A 17,229-nucleotide genomic window follows, 5' to 3' on the forward strand; every position below is an offset into this window, starting at 1 on the left:
AAACGAAGGATGGGGATATTTGGCTACCTTCGGTCCAATGGATTAACCCTCCGCAACATGATCGCTGCGCTCACCAGGATAGCCTGTGGCTTTGCCCTGCTCTCATCGCTTTTTTGCATCGGCTGTACACCCGGCGATGCCGGCGAACCGGCTGCTGCTGCAAAGGAGCGGCTGTACCGGCATATCGATACGAAACGTTTCCGGGAGCAGGCCCGCCTGGCAAAGACATTCTGCGCCCGGGAAGGTATGGACACCCGTATCTGCCTGCTGGCCGATATGAGCATTCCTTCAGGCAAAGCGCGGCTTGTTGCCTGGGATTTCAGAAAAGATACTTTCCTTACTGCTGGATTAATGAGCCACGGATGCGGCGCAGCACCCTGGGGCAAAGACGAAAGCCGTGAGCAGCCGGTCTTCAGCAATCGTCCCGACAGCCATTGTTCTTCGCTGGGCAAATACAAGGTAGGTAAACGGGGCTATAGTGAATGGGGCATCCATGTCAACTACCTGCCGCATGGGCTGGAGCCCACCAACAGCAATGCCCAGGCGCGGCAGATCGTATTGCATGGCTGGGACGCCATACCTGACCAGGAGGTATATCCCGATGGCGCGCCTGAAGGATGGGGCTGCCCGGCGGTATCCAATGCCTGTATGACCACGCTCGATTCCCTGCTGCGCCGGAGCAAGCGCCCGGTGTTGTTATGGCTCTATCGCTAATCCGGCACAGGATATGAAAAACGCTGCTTCGGAGGAAGCAGCGTTTTCTTTGCGCGACCATCTGATCAGAACATCAGCGACAAGTGCATCATCATCCGGTTCAGCGGCTTCACTACGCCACCGGCCAGATGCTGATCCAGCACGGGCTGCCAGTTGCCGCCCAGCGCGATCTTTCGATACTGCAGCTCTGCGCCCACCGTGCCATACAGCGCGTAGCCGCCGGAAGTGAATACACTGTAGCCTTCGTTCAGGTCCTCAGCCGAGCGTTCATAGCTCATACCCAGGTTAGGTGCTACTGTTGCCTGCTTTCCTACCCTGAACTTGTAATACAGCTGGGCGTTGCCGTTCCACTTATTCCCATAATCGTAGTCATAGTGGTTAGTTGTATTGAACTTATAGCTGCCGCTGAGGTTAAGGCCCGCATCCTGCAGCCGGATATCGTACATGCCGGTAAGCATGAAGTCAAAGCTGCCGGTGCCCAGCTGGAACAGGTTGGCGCTTTTGCCCGATTCGTCCCTGTCCAAAGGCTCGTATTTACCGGTAGGCAGCTTTATGCCGCCCCCGATCCACAGGTCCTGGACCAACAGCTTGCTGTTGCCCAGCGTGCTTTTCCGGGCGAGCAAATGATAGAGGCCTTGGATGCTGATATCGCCCAACCCTGTTTTGGAATCGTCTTCCTCCTGGCTTTTACGGGTGTTATAGCTTAGGGGCACCGCGGCCATCACACGCACTTTATTGCCGAAAGTCCAGCCGCCCCAGAGCTCTGCTGTATAATAGCGCTCTTTGGCGGTGAGATAGGAGGCGACGCCTTCAGGGGGCACATGGCTCAGCACGCTGTTGTAGCGGTAACGAATGCCGATGATCTTCGTCGTAAAGTCAGGGAGGATACCCAGGTAGCTGCTGCCCGCGCCGCAGCCACAGATATCGCAGGCCTGCACAGATGCCAACCCGGCTAGCAAAAAATAAAATAAGAGCAGTCCTTTTTTCATCTGCTTAATGTTTATTGTTCAGAAAGTAAGGGATCCGTTACGAATTGTTTATCGTTCAGGGTATTGAGAAAAGCCAGCAGTGCGCTCTTTTCCGCTGCGGTCAGCGGAATGCCCGGGATTCCGTTCTGCTGCAGCAGCGGATCCAGGTTGGGCGTATGCTTCACCTGTCCCGAATACTGATCCAGCACGGCTTCCAGGGTATAGAAGCGGCCATCGTGCATATAAGGCGCCGTAAACTTCAGGTTGCGCAGGCTGGGCACCTTGAAGGTGTACAGGTCTGCTTCGTTCAAAGTAACGGCATAACGGCCGCTGTCTTTATTGAAGCCGATGCCGATGCCATTGTCCCGGAAGGAATGGTTGGTAAACAAAGGCTCCGTATGGCAGGCCGCGCATTTCTGCTTGAATAGCGCGTAGCCGGCTGCCTCTTCTTCTGTAAATACCGCACCTTCCTGCCGCATCACGCTATCGTATTTCGAATTGCTGCTGACACAGAGCAGCATGAATTGCGACAGGGCTTTCAGAAAATTGGCCGAGGTGATCTCGCGGCTGCCGAAAGCTTTTTCAAACAAGCCCGGGTAATCGGGATGGGCCTGCAGCTTCGCCAGCACATTGTTCATGTTCTCATCCATTTCCTCATGCGCTGTAATGGGCGCTATGGGCTGCAGGTCGAGGTCGAATATGCCGCCGTCCCACATGAAGGTCGTGTTCCAGGCCAGGTTCATGATGGGCGGCGAATTGCGCTTGCCCAGGCGGTCGTCGATACCATGGCTGATGTCATGGCCATGATGGGTAAAGCCCGCCGACTGGATATGGCAGCTGCCGCAGCTAATTGTATTGTTACGGCTCAGGCGGGGCTCATAGAACAACCTCCGACCCAGCTCAAAGCCTTCCCTGGTGGGTGTATTGGTGCTGAAGTGATAGGCCGGCTCCGGAAAATTGGCCGGCTTCACAAAGCCGGGGAACGCTACCGCCAGCTGCTCCATCACCTCCTTGCGGCAGGCAGCGAGCGTCATCACCAGCAGCAGGGTGAGGACAATACCTGTTTTTTTCCTGTCCATGATCGCTTAGTTTTCGGTATGATCATGGCGGAACATCCCGGCATAGTTGTTGGCGATGTTTACGCTGTAGTCGCTGAACATGACTTCGGGGTGGGCGGCGATGCTCACCGTAGTGCTGCCGCTCAGCACTTTTCCGATATCGACCATCAGGTGGATATTGGCCTTCCTGTCTTTCCTTGCTTTTGCAATACCTCTTTCAGTCAGGTCGAGCGTTACGGTTTTGATATTGTTGATCGTAGGCGCGTTATAGCCGCCGAAGCCGCCGATATGGTAGCGGAACTTGTGCTGTCCGCTGCCGTCTACAGGAGCGGCATCCGACAGGCCTTCCATCTTAAAGAAAATATAGCCGCTGTTCCAGCCCCAGTACATGCCATCGGCCATACCACCCGAAGGATCAAGCACACCCGTGCGCTTGCTCACATCCATCGTGCTTCTCAGGCTGTCGACACCTACGGTAAAGGTTAGCCTGGTATAATCGCCCTCGGGCACGTTCACCAGGGCTTCGGAAAAGTCTTCGTCGCCTTCCTTGATGAGGAAGTAGCTGCTGTCCTGGGGTACTACATATTCGGTACCGTCGGCTTTCTGCACTTTAATATTGCTGATAAAATACTGGAGCAGGCTTACGGAGAAGGTTTCGCCTGCGGCATTGGTATAGGAGCCGGAATTGAGGTACAGGTTTTGCCCGCCGACGATATTATCAAACTCAATAGACAAAGGCGCCAGGTTCTTGTCGTCGAAAACAGGTTCGTTCTTTTCTTTTTTACAGGAAGCCAGGGCGAAAAGGGCCGCAGCAGCGAGTGAAATGATTTTATATGCAGAATTCATTGGTTTTTTGTTTAGGCATTAAGAAATGAAAAAAGGACGCTGGCTAAGGCTTCTGCAGGCAATTTCTATTACCTTATAGATAAGATAAGCGACAGCCGTGACGGCAGCACGATGATAACCATGCAAGGAATAAGCATACCGCTGCTTTGTTGCGGCAGGACATATTTCATATGCACAGGAACAGCCATAGGGGCGGTTTCCCGCTGATCAGATACGGCAGATAACGGCCTTGCCTGGTACCAGGACACGTGATGAGTAAAACGCAGGGCAGGGCATCATGCCGGGGAACAGCAGTACCAGCCTCATAGCGAAGCCATCCGATAAAGGAAACTGAAAGAGGAACGATTAGCCCAGGTTGGGCGGGTGGAAGCAGCTACGGGACATATCGCGGGTATGACCGATAGCATAGGGGAAAATGTTCACCTTAAGCGCTAAGGGAAGATATACAGGTTGAATGCGTACAAAATGATCCTGGAGGATGAGGACGGTCTCGGAGGCGGTGCTTTTGAGCGGATCTTTCTGGTCGCGCTCTTCTTCGGCTTTGATCTTTTTAGCCATCTGGCACTTACCGTCGCAATGCAGCTGGGGACGGGCTTTGTTGACGCAATAACGTTCGTAGGCCCGCTTGTTGGTAAAATAGCTCAGCACAATGATGCCTTTGCTCAACGATTGCGTCAGCAGGGCAGCAATGAGGACTATGATTACCGGAACTCTCAAGAGGATGGTGGTTTACGCCTTGGCAGGTGAGACAAGCTTTCCGGATGCAAAGATAGGGGAGAAATCATTTCCTGCTCAAATCTTTTTAGCAAGATGCGTATGCCCGAAAGTTTTATCTGCAGCGGGATGCACGTGTTTGCTTGCAGCTCCTAAGCATTTAATTATTTAAGCTGATAAACGAACCCCAGCCCAAAGTACGCTTCCTAAAGCCCCATAACGATTCATAGCTGGAGTGCGGGGCTACCCAAAAATAGCGGAACATTATTTTTGGGACTCCTTTTTTGGAGAAGCAAAAAAGTAACAGAAGAAAAGATTCTTAACGTATCCTGTGGCCATTTTGTGTTACCGGGATTTGCTTTCCTGGCGGTTAGCCAGCGCCTTTTTCACTGCAGCAACAGTGGGCAGCTCATCAAATACAGCCTTCTGCAGACCGTTCTGATCATACAGCACAATGAAAGGCAGCTTCGTGAATTCAAACCAGCGGTGCATCGATTGGGTATGATCCTGCATTACGCGCAGGTTGCTGATGTCGTAAAGACCCATCATGTCTTCAAAGGTGCGCAGAGTAGGGATGGGCTCAGCGCTCACCATCCATATCGCAGCAGGATACTGCTTTGCTGTGCCTTTCAGCTGCTGCGCCGTGTGTTCGCAATGATCGCAGTCGGAGCGGAAATACAGCAACATTAAGGGCTGACCTTTGGGAATATCTTTAGTGCTCACGGCTGCTTCTTCCGTATCCTTAAAGCGCAGGTCGGGCATACGTTTTTGCTGCGCAGATACGTCGGAGCCGATGAAGAGACAAAGCCAAAGCAGCGGGAGTATATATTTCCGGATCATAAGGATACAGGCAGCTTAGCGGTTCAGTATTTTCAGCTTGACAGTCTCAATGCGCGTATCGGTCACCATCAGTATTTCAAACTCGTAATTATCGATAATAATGCGCTCCTTCTGCTTGGGGATCATTTCATGATTGGTGATGATAAAGCCCGACAAGGTATCCGCTTCATCGGAGGGAATATCGAGATCGTACTTTTCGTTCAGATAGTCTACTTCCAGCCTGCCAGAGAAGATGTATTCGTTGTCGCTGATCTGCTTTTCGGTAAACTCTTCGGTATCGTACTCATCTTTGATATCGCCGAAAACCTCTTCCAGCACATCTTCCATGGTCACAAAGCCTGCCGTGCCGCCAAACTCGTCCACTACCCAGGCAATACTTTTGCGTTCTTTGGTAAACTTGTGCATCAGGTCGATGGCGCTCATGGTCTCCGGTACGGTAGGAATGGGGTGGAGGATCTCCTGTATGGTCTGCGGGCGGCGGTTGAGGTCCAGGTGGTGGGTATAGCCCAGCACGGTGTCCAGCGTCTCCTCGTAGATCACGATCTTGGAAAGCTTGGTGTCGACAAATTTGTCGCGCAGGTCTTTTACAGAAGTATTGATATCGGCTGCGGTCGTTTCGTTGCGCGGTGTCATGCATTTGCGCACTTTAACTTTGGTCAGGTCGAGAGCTCGTTCAAAGAGCTCTTTGTTGGCCTCGTCCATATCCACGGCATGGCCGTGTGTGGCTTGCTTCAGGAACTGCACGGTGTTGGTACGTTCAAAAATGCTTTCCTTCTTATTGATGCGTACATTGAACAGGTACTTCAGGATAAACTCCGATACACCGATAAAGATGGTGGCAAAAGGAGCTGTAATGTCGCAGATGATGTTGATGAATTTACTCCAGGTATTCAGCTTGGCCTCGGGATGAAACTCAAAGCTCCTTTTGGCGACGATGCCGATCGTGCCCAGGATGATAAAGGTGACCAGCACGAAATCGATGACCAGGTGCAGGTAGAAGGCGGGATTCTGGTAATTTTCAAAACGTAGGTTGAGGCCCGTGCGCGAAAGGTATTTTTCTTCCAGCATGGTGGTCAGCTTGGAAAAGAAAAAGCAAAAGCACACCAGCACAATGTAAAAGCCGATCACGGTGGCACTCCAGAAACGTTCGGGGTAATCGAAGAATGAACCCAGGATCCTGCCCGAAGCACGGCCCTGCTTCCTTTTCAGTTCGATGGTCAGCTTGTTGGAGGCCAGGTAGGCATACTCCACGCCGGTGAAAATAACGATCAGCAGCAGGCAGGCAATAATGAGCCCCAGGGTTATACTCATAGTTTACGATGTGGTAGTGTGTCCTGACAAAAATAGTTTTTTTAACGCAATAATTATGTCTGTGCTTCGCTTGCGGGAAACAGGCCGATAAGATCCCGGCGGGCGCAGCAGTAAATTTTCAGACCTTCTGCCGCCGTTTTTTGTCTATGCCCGGCAGATAGCGTACCTTTGCTTCCTTTTTCTTTAAAATATGATCAGTCGCAGAAATATAAGGGTCAAGGTAATGCAATCGCTTTATGCCCTGGAAGCTTATGCCGAAAATCCTTCGGGCGTTCAGAAGGAGCTTACTACCGATCTGCCCGCGCTGGAAAAGAACGGCATCAAAGTGCTGGTGGAAAAAATACAGCGCTCGTCCGACCTTTTTGCGCTGATGCTGCTGTATGTAAGCAAGGTAGCGCAGTTTTCCGAGACCAGCGCCAGGCAAAGGGCCTCCAAGTATCTGCCTACGCAGGAAGACCTGGAGGTGAATACCAAGATCGCCGGCAACACTTTTCTGTGGGAGCTGCTGGGCAATACCACCTTCCTGGAGAAAGTAAAGGAGGATAAGCTCGAACGTTTTATAGACGAAGAATGGGTGAAGAAGCTCTACCAGTCGCTGATCGCTTCTGAAGCTTACCGCGAATACACGGCGGAGCAAAGTCGCAATACCGCTGCTGAAAAGGCGATCATGCAGCATATATGGCGTACCGAAATGCTGGAAAATGAAGATTTCCAGGAGTACGTCGGCGACGAATGGAGCGGCTGGGAAGATGATAAGGAAATGGTGGTGATGCTGATCGACAATTATTTCCGCAGCTCAAAAAATGTCAATTTTCTGCAGTTCATCTCCGCCGAGAAGCGGGAGTACGCTTACAGCTTGCTGAAGACCGTGCTGCAGAAAGAAGAGCACCTGATGGAGCTCATCCGCCCCAAGCTGAAGAACTGGGATGCCGAGAGGGTAGCCCTGATCGATATGATCCTGCTGAAGATGGGCCTGTCGGAGCTGCTGTATTTCCCTACCATTCCTACCAAGGTGACCATTAACGAATACATCGAGATCGCTAAGAACTACAGCACGCCGCAAAGCGGGCAGTTTGTGAACGGTGTGCTCGACAATCTCCTGAAAGAGCTCCTGAATGAGAACAAGATCCGTAAAATAGAGCGTACGAAATAAGCGGAGAACGGCCGCGGGACATAAAGCATTTCGGGCCGGAACGATTTTATCCGTACCTTTGCACCTCAATTCTAAAAATTAAGTTTAAAATGACAACAACCTTTGCAAGTGTTATGCTTCAGGCACAACCGGGCGGTGGGGCAATGATGCCGATCATGCTGGTAGGTATGATCGTAGTGATGTACTTCTTTATGATCCGCCCGCAGCAGAAGCGTGCAAAAGAGCAGAAGAAATTTGCCGAAAGCATGGGCACCGGCGATAAGATCATTACCACTTCCGGTATCCACGGCCGTATTGTGCGTACCAACGAAGATGGCACTATCGTGATCGAGATCGATCGCAATACCAATGTTACCATCGAACGCCAGGCCATCTCTATGGAAATGACCCAGGCTTACCTGAAAAGAACTGGTCAGACCTCAGCCTCTTCTGTTGCGACAGTAAAATAATACAGACGCTTATCCCTATGCTGAAAGTAGGATTGACCGGCGGTATCGGATCAGGAAAAAGCCTGGTCGCTGAAATGTTCAGCTTGCTTGGCGTACCGGTGCTGCATGCCGATGATACGGCAAAATACCTGATGGAGCATGATGCGCAGCTGCGGCAGGACATCAGCCGGGTATTCGGTGAAGAAGCTTATCAAAACGGCCGGCTCAACCGGCCGTTTTTGGCATCCGTCGTTTTTCGCAATGAAGAAAAGCTGCAGCTGCTCAACAGCCTGGTGCACCCGGCCACGATTGCTTACAGCAATGCCTGGGCCGGAAAGCAGCAGGCGCCCTATGTGCTGAAGGAAGCCGCTATCTTCTTCGAAAGCGGCAGCAATAAGGAAATGGATAAAATGATAGGGGTCTACGCACCTTATGCGCTGCGCCTGCAACGTGCCATGCAGCGCGACAAGGCCGATGAGCAGGCCATAAAGGCGCGCATGGACAAGCAGATGGACGAGGACGAAAAAATGAGCCGCTGCGACTATATCATCCGCAACGACGGTACAGTTTCGGTTATCGAACAGGTGCTGGCGCTGGATCGCGTGCTGCGTGCCGGGTGAATACGATATCAGGAATCAGGTATGTATCAATACCCAATACCCAATACCCAATACCCAATACCCAATACCCAATACCCAATACCCAATACCCAATATCCAATACCCAATACCCAATACCCAATACTAATATCTAACATCTCATAGCTAACCCACATGGCTCAATCTTCTGAAAGCAATACTTTACTGGACATTGCCGGACTTAAAGGGATGGACAGTCACCAGGTAGCCATCGTGGCTACGGAATGGAACGATAAGATCGTGGCAGCACAGATCGCCGGCGCACGGCGCATCGCTGCCGAAACCGGCGCCGTCATTTCACATGAGATCTACGTGCCGGGTGCCTTTGAGCTGCCATTTGCCTGCAAGGCCGTGTGGGAAAGCCGCGAAAGCCTTACCGAGGCGCCCGAAGCGATTATTGCCTTTGGCGCTGTGATCCGCGGCGGTACACCGCATTTTGAATATGTATGCAAGGCGGTAACCGAAGGCATCCTGCAGCTGAACCTTACACTGCCGGTACCGGTGATCTTCGGCGTGCTTACGCTCGATACGGAAGCGCAGGCCTGGGAGCGCCTGGGCGGCAGTCATGGACATAAAGGAGAGGAGGCCATGATCACTGCGCTGAAAATGATCCGTATGATGAATCATTTGTAAGTATCAGGAACCAAGAGTCAAGAGCCAGGAATCAGGTACCAACCATGTCCCAGCTGTTGACCGCCAACTGCTCAATACTTGCTACTCAATACTTGTAATCACTTACATTCGCGTCCTATTCTCGTATCTGATATCTAACATCTAATATCTAATATCTACAGCTCCTCCAGCATCGGCTGGCAGCCGAACTGCGCTATAAGGATATTGTCGTAGTGATCTGCCTTGCTGAACAGCTCCCTGAAGGCCTTCACGCCGCTGTCTGCCGTGAGCACCAGGTCGTAGAACAGGCTGCTGAGCACAATATTCTGACCATTGATGCTGAACAGCATGCCCTGCATCTTATGGTTTTCCTTCAACAAAAACTGGTACAGCGCATTGATGTTCTCTTTGGGCAGGGTACAGAGAAAGGCATCGCTGATCACGAAATGGTTGTCGGGGTTGTAATTGATCCTGATGGTCGCGGAGCCTTCTTTCACTTCCCAGAAGTTGTAGCCGCTGCGGGCCAGCTCTTTATCCTTGCCCAGCTTGTCCAGTATATCCTCTACAATGCGTGCTGCGCCACTGATCTGAGATGCGACAGGTTCTTCCGATCTGGGAAAGTCGATACGCGTGCCACAGTTGGCACAGTACTGGCCCGCATCAATATTGCCGGCGGTCACCAGGGCCGAGCAGGAGGGGCAGCGTATCGCTGTTTCGCCGCGGATAGGTATATATTGGTCCAGGGCGGTTTTGAGGTCGCTTACCGGCAGGGCAAAGCCCAGGTTGTCGCCGCCTTTGATGATATAAGTATTGACGCCGATCACCTCGCCGCTGCTGTTGACCAGGGGGCCGCCGCTGTTGCCGGGATTGATCGCAGCATCGATCTGTATATACCTGATGCCCGATTGTACGCGGTCCACGCGGGAAATAACCCCTTGGGTCGCGGTATAGTTAAGGCCGTAGGGGTGCCCGATCGCGATCACGGTATCGCCGTCGTGCAAATGCGCATAGTCGCCCATGCGGATCTGCGGCATGCCGGCATTGCCCGGCGGAACGATAAAGGCGAGATCGTATTTTTCGTCGGAAAAAATAACCCTGGCCAATTGCTTTTCGAAGTTCCGGCCCTTGATCGTTACTTTCCAGTTGTCCTTCACCACATGGTTATTGGTGACGATCAGGTCGTATTCCCGGAGGTAAAAGCCGGTGCCGGTACCGCTCCTGGAAGCGATCTGCACCACGGCGTTCCTGTAGCTGTCTATAAGTTCCTGGGTGGTCATTGCAATCGTTTAGCGATGGGTTAGCTTGTTCTTCTCAGGTCAAGATTAAAATTGACGATCTGCTCGCTGAAGCTGACGCCGAACCAGTACAGGTCGTCGAAACGCAGGCGGGCCATGTCTATGCGGAGGTTGGGGAACTTTTCCCTGTGCCGGGCCAGCAGCTGCGTTATCTTTCGCTGGATGGCTACTTTGTCAAACTGGTTGCCGGTGCTGTGGTAAAGCGGCTTTGTCCAGCCCAGCTCGGCAAAGTAGCCGGCATGCCGCACCATCATGTACAGGTGGTAGCAATCGGTAACCACCTGCGGCATACTGAAGGTATACTGGTTGTACGACATCCCATACTCGTTGAGGGTAAGCGCCAGTTCCGGATGTTGGTTCTCGATATACAGGTAAGCATCGCGGTTACTGTTTTCCACTACTTCCTTTACCTTTTCTGCCTTGGGCAGGCCGGCAATGGCGAAAGTAGCCCTGGCGCGGTATACACTGGCCGCAAAATCTTCCGGCGACAGGTCGAGCAGCTTCCGGAAAGCCTCCTGCATCATATGGTTGCGTTCGACGATGGGTGTTTCCTCTTTCGGTGTCCAGTACAGGGCGTTGATCTTTTCCAGCTCGGACAGCAGTCTCGCTTCCGGCGCAATCAGGTAGTCGATGCGGTACAGCAGGTTCAGCAGCAGGTAAGCAATGCCGCCGGAAAATGTATCGGCATTCAGCGCAGCCGCCTGGTCCAGCGTATCGCTGATCCAATACCTGAAATAACGGTATTTGATCTCCAGTTCCCGTGGCGGCAGCCGTTCTATATGTTGCGTGCCGATCTCTTCCAGCGACCTGAAATCAGCCACCAGCATATCATCCTGGCGATCGGCCTTTGTGGCCAGCTCTTTAAGCCCGTAGTACAATTTATTGGGATTGGCCGATTCCAGCGGCGAATCGAAGATCATGGAGATCACTTTATCGTCATCCATAGCCGTGCGGCTGTAGAGCAGGCCGTAGTTGAGCTCCAGCATGCGGCGCATTACGGCAGCGCTGGGATTGCTCATCCTGACAAGGGGTACGCGGGCCGTGATGTGGCTGCCGTCGCAGGCGCCATGCACCCGCTTGGAGCCCTGCATCAGCTCAAAACGGAAACCGTTGCCTTCGGGCTCGAAATGCACATTGTCTTCCTGTTTGTCCGTAAGGTAATTGAAGAAAGCAGCGACCGACTCGTTGTATCTTTTTTCTTTGAACAAGGCTTCTGCCTGGTACCAGCATTCCATCTGGTATATCGATTTGTTGTTATCGCTGTAGCGCCCGAAGCGTATCGTCGCTGCAGCCGGGTCTTGCAGCGCATCGTCGTCTGCGGGCTCCCTGCCGAGTAGTCTGCCTAACCAGCTCATTCCTGCTGTCGTTGTGTTTTATTTTGTGAAGCAAGCCGGGTGCCTTTCCGGCTGAAACAAAAATAGGGAATTTACAGCCCGGTGCCGTAAAACCTCTAGCGCAGCGGCTTCAGGCCAATGCCGGATATCTACTGTCCCCGGTAACCGGCGAGCCTCCCCCGCTTCACCTGAAGATCGAAGCTTTCCTGTAAAAAGGCCCTCTTTTCCGGGGTGACAAGCCTCCGTTTTAATACGTATTTTTTAAATGTATACTCGGTGCTGGGGGTATGCTTAACTATTTGATAATAAGCTTTGTGTGAGATTTTTGCCGCTTGTCTTCAAGCGTAGTGCTTTTACAGGCAGTTTTTTATATAGAGCAATAAATCTAATTTTGAAGCAGCAAAAACAGTAGCGTAAGCGGCTGATTTTGGCCCCCGAGAAGACGTTAAAAGGAATGTACCGGTTCTCCTCTTCTGAAAAAAACATTTGTTTAACCTATCCATCTTATCGTATGAAATTAAACAACATTGTGTGTGCCGGATTGTGTATCCTGGCGTTCCAGGCCAGGGCGCAAAGTATAGGGCCGGCCGAGCTGAATGCCTCCGGCGGAGGCGGACTGATTGCCGGCAACAGCTACGAATATGCCATCGGCAGCCTTACGGGTAACAGCTACGTGGCTTCGGGCCTCATCGTTACCCCGGGCGTGCTGCAGCCTTCCCGGGACAATGGCACCGGTGTGCCGGGTCAGGGCCTGGGGGAAAATGACCTTTTGGTTTTTCCTAATCCCGCAACAACCTTATTGCTGCTGCAGCCCCGTTTCGGCAAGCCGGGCAAGCTGAGCTATGTGCTCTACGACGCTCTGGGCCGGCAATTGTTGAGCCGCGACGTCACTTTGCAGGCAGGCAATGAGCGGCAGGAGATCCCTATGGCCGCCTATGCACAAGGCCAGTATCACCTGAACATTACCTGGAAGCAGCAGGGGAAAGCCCTTAGCAGCAGCTTTAAGATCCAGAAAATACAATAACCATCAACCCCTTATTCCATCCTGAAAAACCCTTACAATGAAAAAAATACTATTCAGCATTTTACTGATTTCCTTCTGCCTTATCGCGCAGGCGCAGATCCCCGTTAAATTTAACTACCAGGGTATTGCGCGCAATGGTTCGGGCGCGCCGCTGGCTGCGCAGTCATTGGGTATGCGCATCAGCATCCTTAGCGACAGCGCTACCGGCACCGCTGTCTATGTGGAGACCCAATCGGCTACGACCAATGCCTATGGCCTGTACAATATCGCCATTGGCGCGGGTACACCGGAAACCGGCGTACTGGGCGACGTCGACTGGTCGACCGGTGAAAAATACATTAAAGTAGAGCTGGACCCTGCCGGCGGTACCAATTATACCAATCTCGGCGCCAGCCAGCTGCTGAGCGTGCCCTATGCCCTGTATGCCGCCAGCGGCACGCCCGGTCCTATGGGTGCTACCGGCCCTGCCGGTCCTGTTGGCCCCGATGGCCCTGTGGGTCCTGCCGGTGCAGTAGGTCCTGTAGGCCCTGCCGGTCCTGTGGGCGCTAGTGGTCCTGTGGGTCCGGTTGGCCCCGTGGGTCCTGCCGGCGCTACCGGTCCTGCCGGTGTTTCCGGTCCTGCAGGCCCCATTGGTCCCGTCGGCCCGGTTGGTCCCGTGGGTCCCGCCGGAGCTACCGGCCCTGCCGGTGTTTCCGGCCCTGCAGGTCCTGTTGGTCCCGTCGGCCCGGTTGGTCCCGCTGGTGCAGTAGGTCCCGTTGGTCCTGCCGGTCCTGTAGGTCCTGCCGGCTCGGCTAATATCAATGGTACCGCCAATACCCTGGTTAAATTTGGCGCTGCTACTACAGGCGTCAACTCCCAGCTGACCGACGATGGTACCAGCGTAGGTCTCAATACACCTGCTTTAAGTCCGAATATCAAGTTCCAGGTTACTGCGGGCAATATCGGTAATGCTGCCAGGGCTACACTGGTGGGTACGCCCGCTACCAGTATCGCTACCGCCGGCTCTATCTACGGTGAATCGACTACCGGGATCGGTGTGATCGGCGTCAGCGGCTCGCAAAACGGTGTATACGGCTTGTCTACCGGTACCCTTGGTGGTACGGTAGGGGTGAGCACTGGTACCGGTAACGGTATCTGGGGTGTGGCCACGGGCGCGGGTGTCGCCGGATTTTTTGACGGTGGGGTTACCGGCCGCGGTATTATCGTCTCTACCGGCTCCTCCGGTTTCGGTACCAGTACGCCTACAGGCAGGCTGATGGTAACACAGCCGGCCACTCCGGTACCCGCCATCGATACTTTCGCTGCGATCTCCGGCTATTCTTATACTTCACAGGGTTGTCTTAAAGCAGGTGTATTTGGCAACTACAATGGCAGTAACTATGGCGTAGGGGTACAAGGTACCGGCTACAATGGTGTAAACAACCAGGATGCCAATACTATTTTCGGTGTGGGCAACCAGGACCTCGGTGTGTACGGATCGGCCAATACCGCCGGTGTCATGGGCGGCTCTGTGGGGGGTATCGGCGTAGTCGGCTATAATAAAAATGCTTCTTTCGCCGCAACTACCGGTATCGGCAATACTTATGGTGTTTATGGTAATGCGCAAACCGTAGGCGGGGCGACGGTGCCCAACGTGCGTTACGGTGTGTATGGCTTTGCTTCCGGCGCCACAACCAATTATGCAGGCTATTTTTCCGGTAATGTACAGATCACCGGTTCTATTGCCAAAGGCAGCGGTACTTTCAAGATCGATCATCCCCTGGACCCGGAAAACAAATACCTGTACCACAGCTTCGTTGAAAGCCCCGATATGCTGAATATTTATAACGGCAATATTACCACAGATACCCAGGGCGAGGCTATCGTAAAGATGCCCGCTTATTTTGAAGCGCTAAACGAGGAGTTCCGTTACCAGCTGACTGTTATCGGAACGTTTGCCCAGGCCATTATCGCAGAAGAAATGCACAACGGCCAGTTCCGGATCAAGACCAATGCACCGCAGGTAAAAGTAAGCTGGCAGGTGACCGGTATCCGTCACGATAAATATGCCAATGCGCACCGCGTGGTGGCTGAAGTGGAAAAAGAGCCGGAAATGAAAGGACACTACCTGCATGCAGCAGAGTGGGGACAGCCCGAAAGCAAGAGCATAGATGCTGTGACGCTACCCAGGCAACACCAGGTAGCTGAAGGTAAGTTGGCGCAACATCCACCCGTACGGGAAACTAAAGCAGCGCAAACTCCCGGTACCGCCGGAGCCGAGCTGAAAAAAGCGGGTAAATAAACGTAAAACCTTTTATGCTGAGCTGATAAGTAAAGGCCGGGAATTTTCCCGGCCTTTTGCAACACTAAATAAGGTGATGAACTTATTTTTTCTCTGTCAGAGAGCAAGTAGTGCTTCCGGGAAGCAAAGTATTGCCCTGGCTTTCGATTTCATCGCACATTTTTTCTGCATCACCCTTTTTCTTATCCAGGATGGGGGTACCGCCGGATAAACCAGAGATTGTACAGTCACAGCTCCAATCCTTCTTCTTGCTGCAGGAAGTAAAAGTCATAGAGGAGACGCCAACAAAGGCGACCATAGCGATAAGGGCAATTTTTTTCATGAAATGAATTTGTTTGTTTTGTTAATGTTTGTACAATAATGCGAAATAGCAAAATGAATAGTTAAAAATATAATGGAAATTTACAAACGGTACCAAATTGTTTATAAACGGTAATTTTTATTGTAAACAACAGTAATTCAAATGTATATTTATAAATTTAGCTGTGCTTTATTGAGGGGTCAAGTTATGCTGGAGGCCTTTTGTTGAAGGAAAATGCTTTTTTGAACTGTTAATGTATGTGCAATCTCAACTTTTTGCCGGTTGATAGGAATGATGGTTTTCCCGGTCTAATCTGCTGCTCCTGCCTCTTGCCGGGCGGCATTAATTGTGCTACCTTTGCGCTCCAATTTCAACCCTTTTATGTTCGCTTTACGTCGTTTTATCGTTTTTAACCGTTTGGGGATCGCAGTAGTGATGCTGGCCCTGGGATTTTTACTGGGCTTCAAGGTAACCTGGTGGTTGGGCTGGCTGCCGATGCTGATCGCCGTACTGATGGTCGTGGCGCACTTCATGGTAGGCCCTGTAACGATCATGCAGCGCTATATTGAAGAAGGTGATGTGGAAGGTGCGCAAAAGATACTGAAGAAAGTAAAATACCCGAACCTGCTGTACAAGCCTATCCGGTCGGCCTACTATATGCTCAAGGCCAACTTTTCGACCATGGGCGAAGACCTTGACGCTGCCGAAGCTGAGCTGCGCAAAGGCCTGGAAGCGGGTAGCGCCGATAAGGATTTCCAGGGTACCGCTTTGCTGCAGCTGGGTTCCATTGCCTATCGCAAGGGCAATATGAAGGAGGCTTACGAGCACCTGCGCAAAGCGGTGCAGAGCGGATTACCCGATGCCGACAGCAATGCAACGGCTTACCTGCAGCTGGCTTCTATCTGCCTGCAGCGCCGCGATTTTAAAGGCTCAAAATTTTATTATGGCAAAGCCAAAGCGGCTAAGCCCAAAAACGAGCAGATCGTAGAGCAGCTGAACGAAATGAAAAAATATATGTCCCGTATACCGGGCTAGCCGGTGCTGATCAGCCGGAGGATAAATAACCGGGGTTGTCAGCTTGGCGTTGACAGCCCTTTCTTATGGGCCTGATATGAAGATCGAAGAAGGAACAGACTATTACTTCAATGAAGAAGGTAAGATGGTGCTGACGGCGCATTACCTGCTGAACCGGGGCTATTGCTGCGGCAACGGATGCATGCATTGCCCCTATGATTACCAGAATGTGCCGGAACCCCGCCGGACGCGGTTGCTGGAAGAACGGAAGGAAAGGAACAATAGCTGATCGCGGACACAACGCCGGATTTTTCAAACCACATTGCTCATGAACGATTCGCTTTTTGATCTGATATTCGATATTGTCAGGCATATACCCGGGGGGCGGGTAACCAGCTATGGTGCGATTGCCAGGTGCATTGGCGCCGGAGGATCTGCGCGTATTGTCGGCTGGGCCATGCATGCCGCCGGCGCTTACCCGCAAATACCAGCCCACCGCGTAGTGAACAGCAAAGGGTTGCTGACCGGTAAGCACCATTTTGCTACATTAACCCTGATGCAGGAACGGCTGGAACAGGAAGGTATAGAGGTTAAGGAAGATCAGGTAGTCGATTTTAAGCAGCTATTCTGGGACCCGGCAACTTTGTCGGACATGTGATATTATCAAATTGTTACCATTGCATTAATTCAATGTTTCT

19 protein-coding genes are annotated in these 17,229 nt (G+C 52.2%); 10 read left to right on the plus strand and 9 right to left on the minus strand.

All coding sequences use genetic code 11. The annotated features are described in order from the left end of the window. Positions 1-57 precede the first annotated feature (57 nt). Positions 58-714, plus strand: coding sequence for a murein L,D-transpeptidase catalytic domain-containing protein (locus DZC79_RS02990; RefSeq protein WP_157976876.1), 657 nt, complete (start codon positions 58-60; stop codon positions 712-714). Positions 715-779: 65 nt separating this feature from the next. Here DZC79_RS02990 and DZC79_RS02995 read toward each other — a convergent pair whose 3' ends face one another. From DZC79_RS02995 to DZC79_RS03025, 6 genes are all read right to left on the minus strand, one after another. Further along, entirely contained in the window at positions 780-1,703 is a 924-nt protein-coding gene (locus DZC79_RS02995; RefSeq protein WP_118950075.1) for a transporter family protein, read from the minus strand. Between the two features lie 11 nt (positions 1,704-1,714). Continuing rightward, complete coding sequence (locus DZC79_RS03000) at positions 1,715-2,761, minus strand: cytochrome-c peroxidase (RefSeq protein WP_118950076.1); 1,047 nt, start codon at positions 2,759-2,761, stop codon at positions 1,715-1,717. Positions 2,762-2,767: 6 nt separating this feature from the next. Further along, positions 2,768-3,586, minus strand: a complete 819-nt coding sequence (locus DZC79_RS03005) for an MbnP family protein (RefSeq protein WP_118950077.1) — start codon at positions 3,584-3,586, stop codon at positions 2,768-2,770. A gap of 345 nt (positions 3,587-3,931) precedes the next feature. Continuing rightward, positions 3,932-4,303 carry a hypothetical protein gene (locus DZC79_RS03010; RefSeq protein ID WP_157976877.1) on the minus strand — a complete coding sequence of 124 codons (372 nt, stop codon included), beginning with the start codon at positions 4,301-4,303 and terminating at the stop codon, positions 3,932-3,934. Between the two features lie 342 nt (positions 4,304-4,645). Next, positions 4,646-5,140, minus strand: a complete 495-nt coding sequence (locus DZC79_RS03020; RefSeq protein WP_118950080.1) for a peroxiredoxin family protein — start codon at positions 5,138-5,140, stop codon at positions 4,646-4,648. A 15-nt stretch (positions 5,141-5,155) separates the two neighbouring features. Continuing rightward, entirely contained in the window at positions 5,156-6,451 is a 1,296-nt protein-coding gene (locus tag DZC79_RS03025) for a hemolysin family protein (protein ID WP_118950081.1), read from the minus strand. 190 nt (positions 6,452-6,641) lie between these two features. Between DZC79_RS03025 and nusB the strand changes: the two genes are divergently transcribed. The 4 genes from nusB to ribH all read left to right on the plus strand — a co-directional run bounded on the left by nusB (position 6,642) and on the right by ribH (position 9,303). After that, positions 6,642-7,604 (plus strand): transcription antitermination factor NusB, encoded by a 963-nt coding sequence (gene nusB, locus DZC79_RS03030; RefSeq protein WP_118950082.1) that lies wholly within the window; start codon positions 6,642-6,644, stop codon positions 7,602-7,604. An 89-nt stretch (positions 7,605-7,693) separates the two neighbouring features. Further along, positions 7,694-8,053: a preprotein translocase subunit YajC gene (gene yajC / locus DZC79_RS03035; protein ID WP_118950083.1), complete on the plus strand. Its 360-nt coding sequence runs from the start codon at positions 7,694-7,696 to the stop codon at positions 8,051-8,053. Between the two features lie 17 nt (positions 8,054-8,070). After that, positions 8,071-8,652 carry a dephospho-CoA kinase gene (coaE, locus tag DZC79_RS03040; protein ID WP_118950084.1) on the plus strand — a complete coding sequence of 194 codons (582 nt, stop codon included), beginning with the start codon at positions 8,071-8,073 and terminating at the stop codon, positions 8,650-8,652. A 153-nt stretch (positions 8,653-8,805) separates the two neighbouring features. Further along, positions 8,806-9,303, plus strand: coding sequence for a 6,7-dimethyl-8-ribityllumazine synthase (ribH, locus tag DZC79_RS03045; protein ID WP_198666750.1), 498 nt, complete (start codon positions 8,806-8,808; stop codon positions 9,301-9,303). Positions 9,304-9,458: 155 nt separating this feature from the next. On the opposite strand, the gene DZC79_RS03050 is transcribed toward ribH, so the two are convergent. Beyond that, positions 9,459-10,559 (minus strand): trypsin-like peptidase domain-containing protein, encoded by a 1,101-nt coding sequence (locus DZC79_RS03050; RefSeq protein ID WP_118950086.1) that lies wholly within the window; start codon positions 10,557-10,559, stop codon positions 9,459-9,461. Between the two features lie 20 nt (positions 10,560-10,579). Then, positions 10,580-11,932, minus strand: a complete 1,353-nt coding sequence (locus tag DZC79_RS03055; protein WP_118950087.1) for a type III secretion system chaperone family protein — start codon at positions 11,930-11,932, stop codon at positions 10,580-10,582. Positions 11,933-12,422: 490 nt separating this feature from the next. Here DZC79_RS03055 and DZC79_RS03060 point away from each other — a divergent pair, with 490 nt between their 5' ends. Both DZC79_RS03060 and DZC79_RS21050 read left to right on the plus strand, forming a co-directional pair. Further along, the gene (locus DZC79_RS03060) at positions 12,423-12,935 is read left to right on the plus strand and encodes a T9SS type A sorting domain-containing protein (RefSeq protein WP_157976878.1); all 513 of its coding nucleotides are present in this window, start codon (positions 12,423-12,425) and stop codon (positions 12,933-12,935) included. A gap of 37 nt (positions 12,936-12,972) precedes the next feature. After that, positions 12,973-15,216, plus strand: a complete 2,244-nt coding sequence (locus DZC79_RS21050; RefSeq protein ID WP_157976879.1) for an autotransporter outer membrane beta-barrel domain-containing protein — start codon at positions 12,973-12,975, stop codon at positions 15,214-15,216. An 82-nt stretch (positions 15,217-15,298) separates the two neighbouring features. Here the strand turns inward: DZC79_RS21050 and DZC79_RS03070 are convergent, their stop codons facing one another. Beyond that, positions 15,299-15,538: a hypothetical protein gene (locus DZC79_RS03070; RefSeq protein WP_118950089.1), complete on the minus strand. Its 240-nt coding sequence runs from the start codon at positions 15,536-15,538 to the stop codon at positions 15,299-15,301. A 360-nt stretch (positions 15,539-15,898) separates the two neighbouring features. Between DZC79_RS03070 and DZC79_RS03075 the strand changes: the two genes are divergently transcribed. The 3 genes from DZC79_RS03075 (at position 15,899) to DZC79_RS03085 (ending at position 17,189) form a co-directional block, all read left to right on the plus strand. Next, positions 15,899-16,552, plus strand: a complete 654-nt coding sequence (locus tag DZC79_RS03075; protein ID WP_118950090.1) for a tetratricopeptide repeat protein — start codon at positions 15,899-15,901, stop codon at positions 16,550-16,552. A 76-nt stretch (positions 16,553-16,628) separates the two neighbouring features. Continuing rightward, positions 16,629-16,820: a DUF5522 domain-containing protein gene (locus tag DZC79_RS03080; protein ID WP_118950091.1), complete on the plus strand. Its 192-nt coding sequence runs from the start codon at positions 16,629-16,631 to the stop codon at positions 16,818-16,820. 39 nt (positions 16,821-16,859) lie between these two features. After that, positions 16,860-17,189: an MGMT family protein gene (locus tag DZC79_RS03085; RefSeq protein WP_118950092.1), complete on the plus strand. Its 330-nt coding sequence runs from the start codon at positions 16,860-16,862 to the stop codon at positions 17,187-17,189. Positions 17,190-17,229 lie beyond the last annotated feature (40 nt).

Source organism: Taibaiella helva, assembly GCF_003545695.1.
In the GTDB taxonomy this organism is placed as follows: Bacteria; Bacteroidota; Bacteroidia; order Chitinophagales; family Chitinophagaceae; genus Taibaiella; species Taibaiella helva.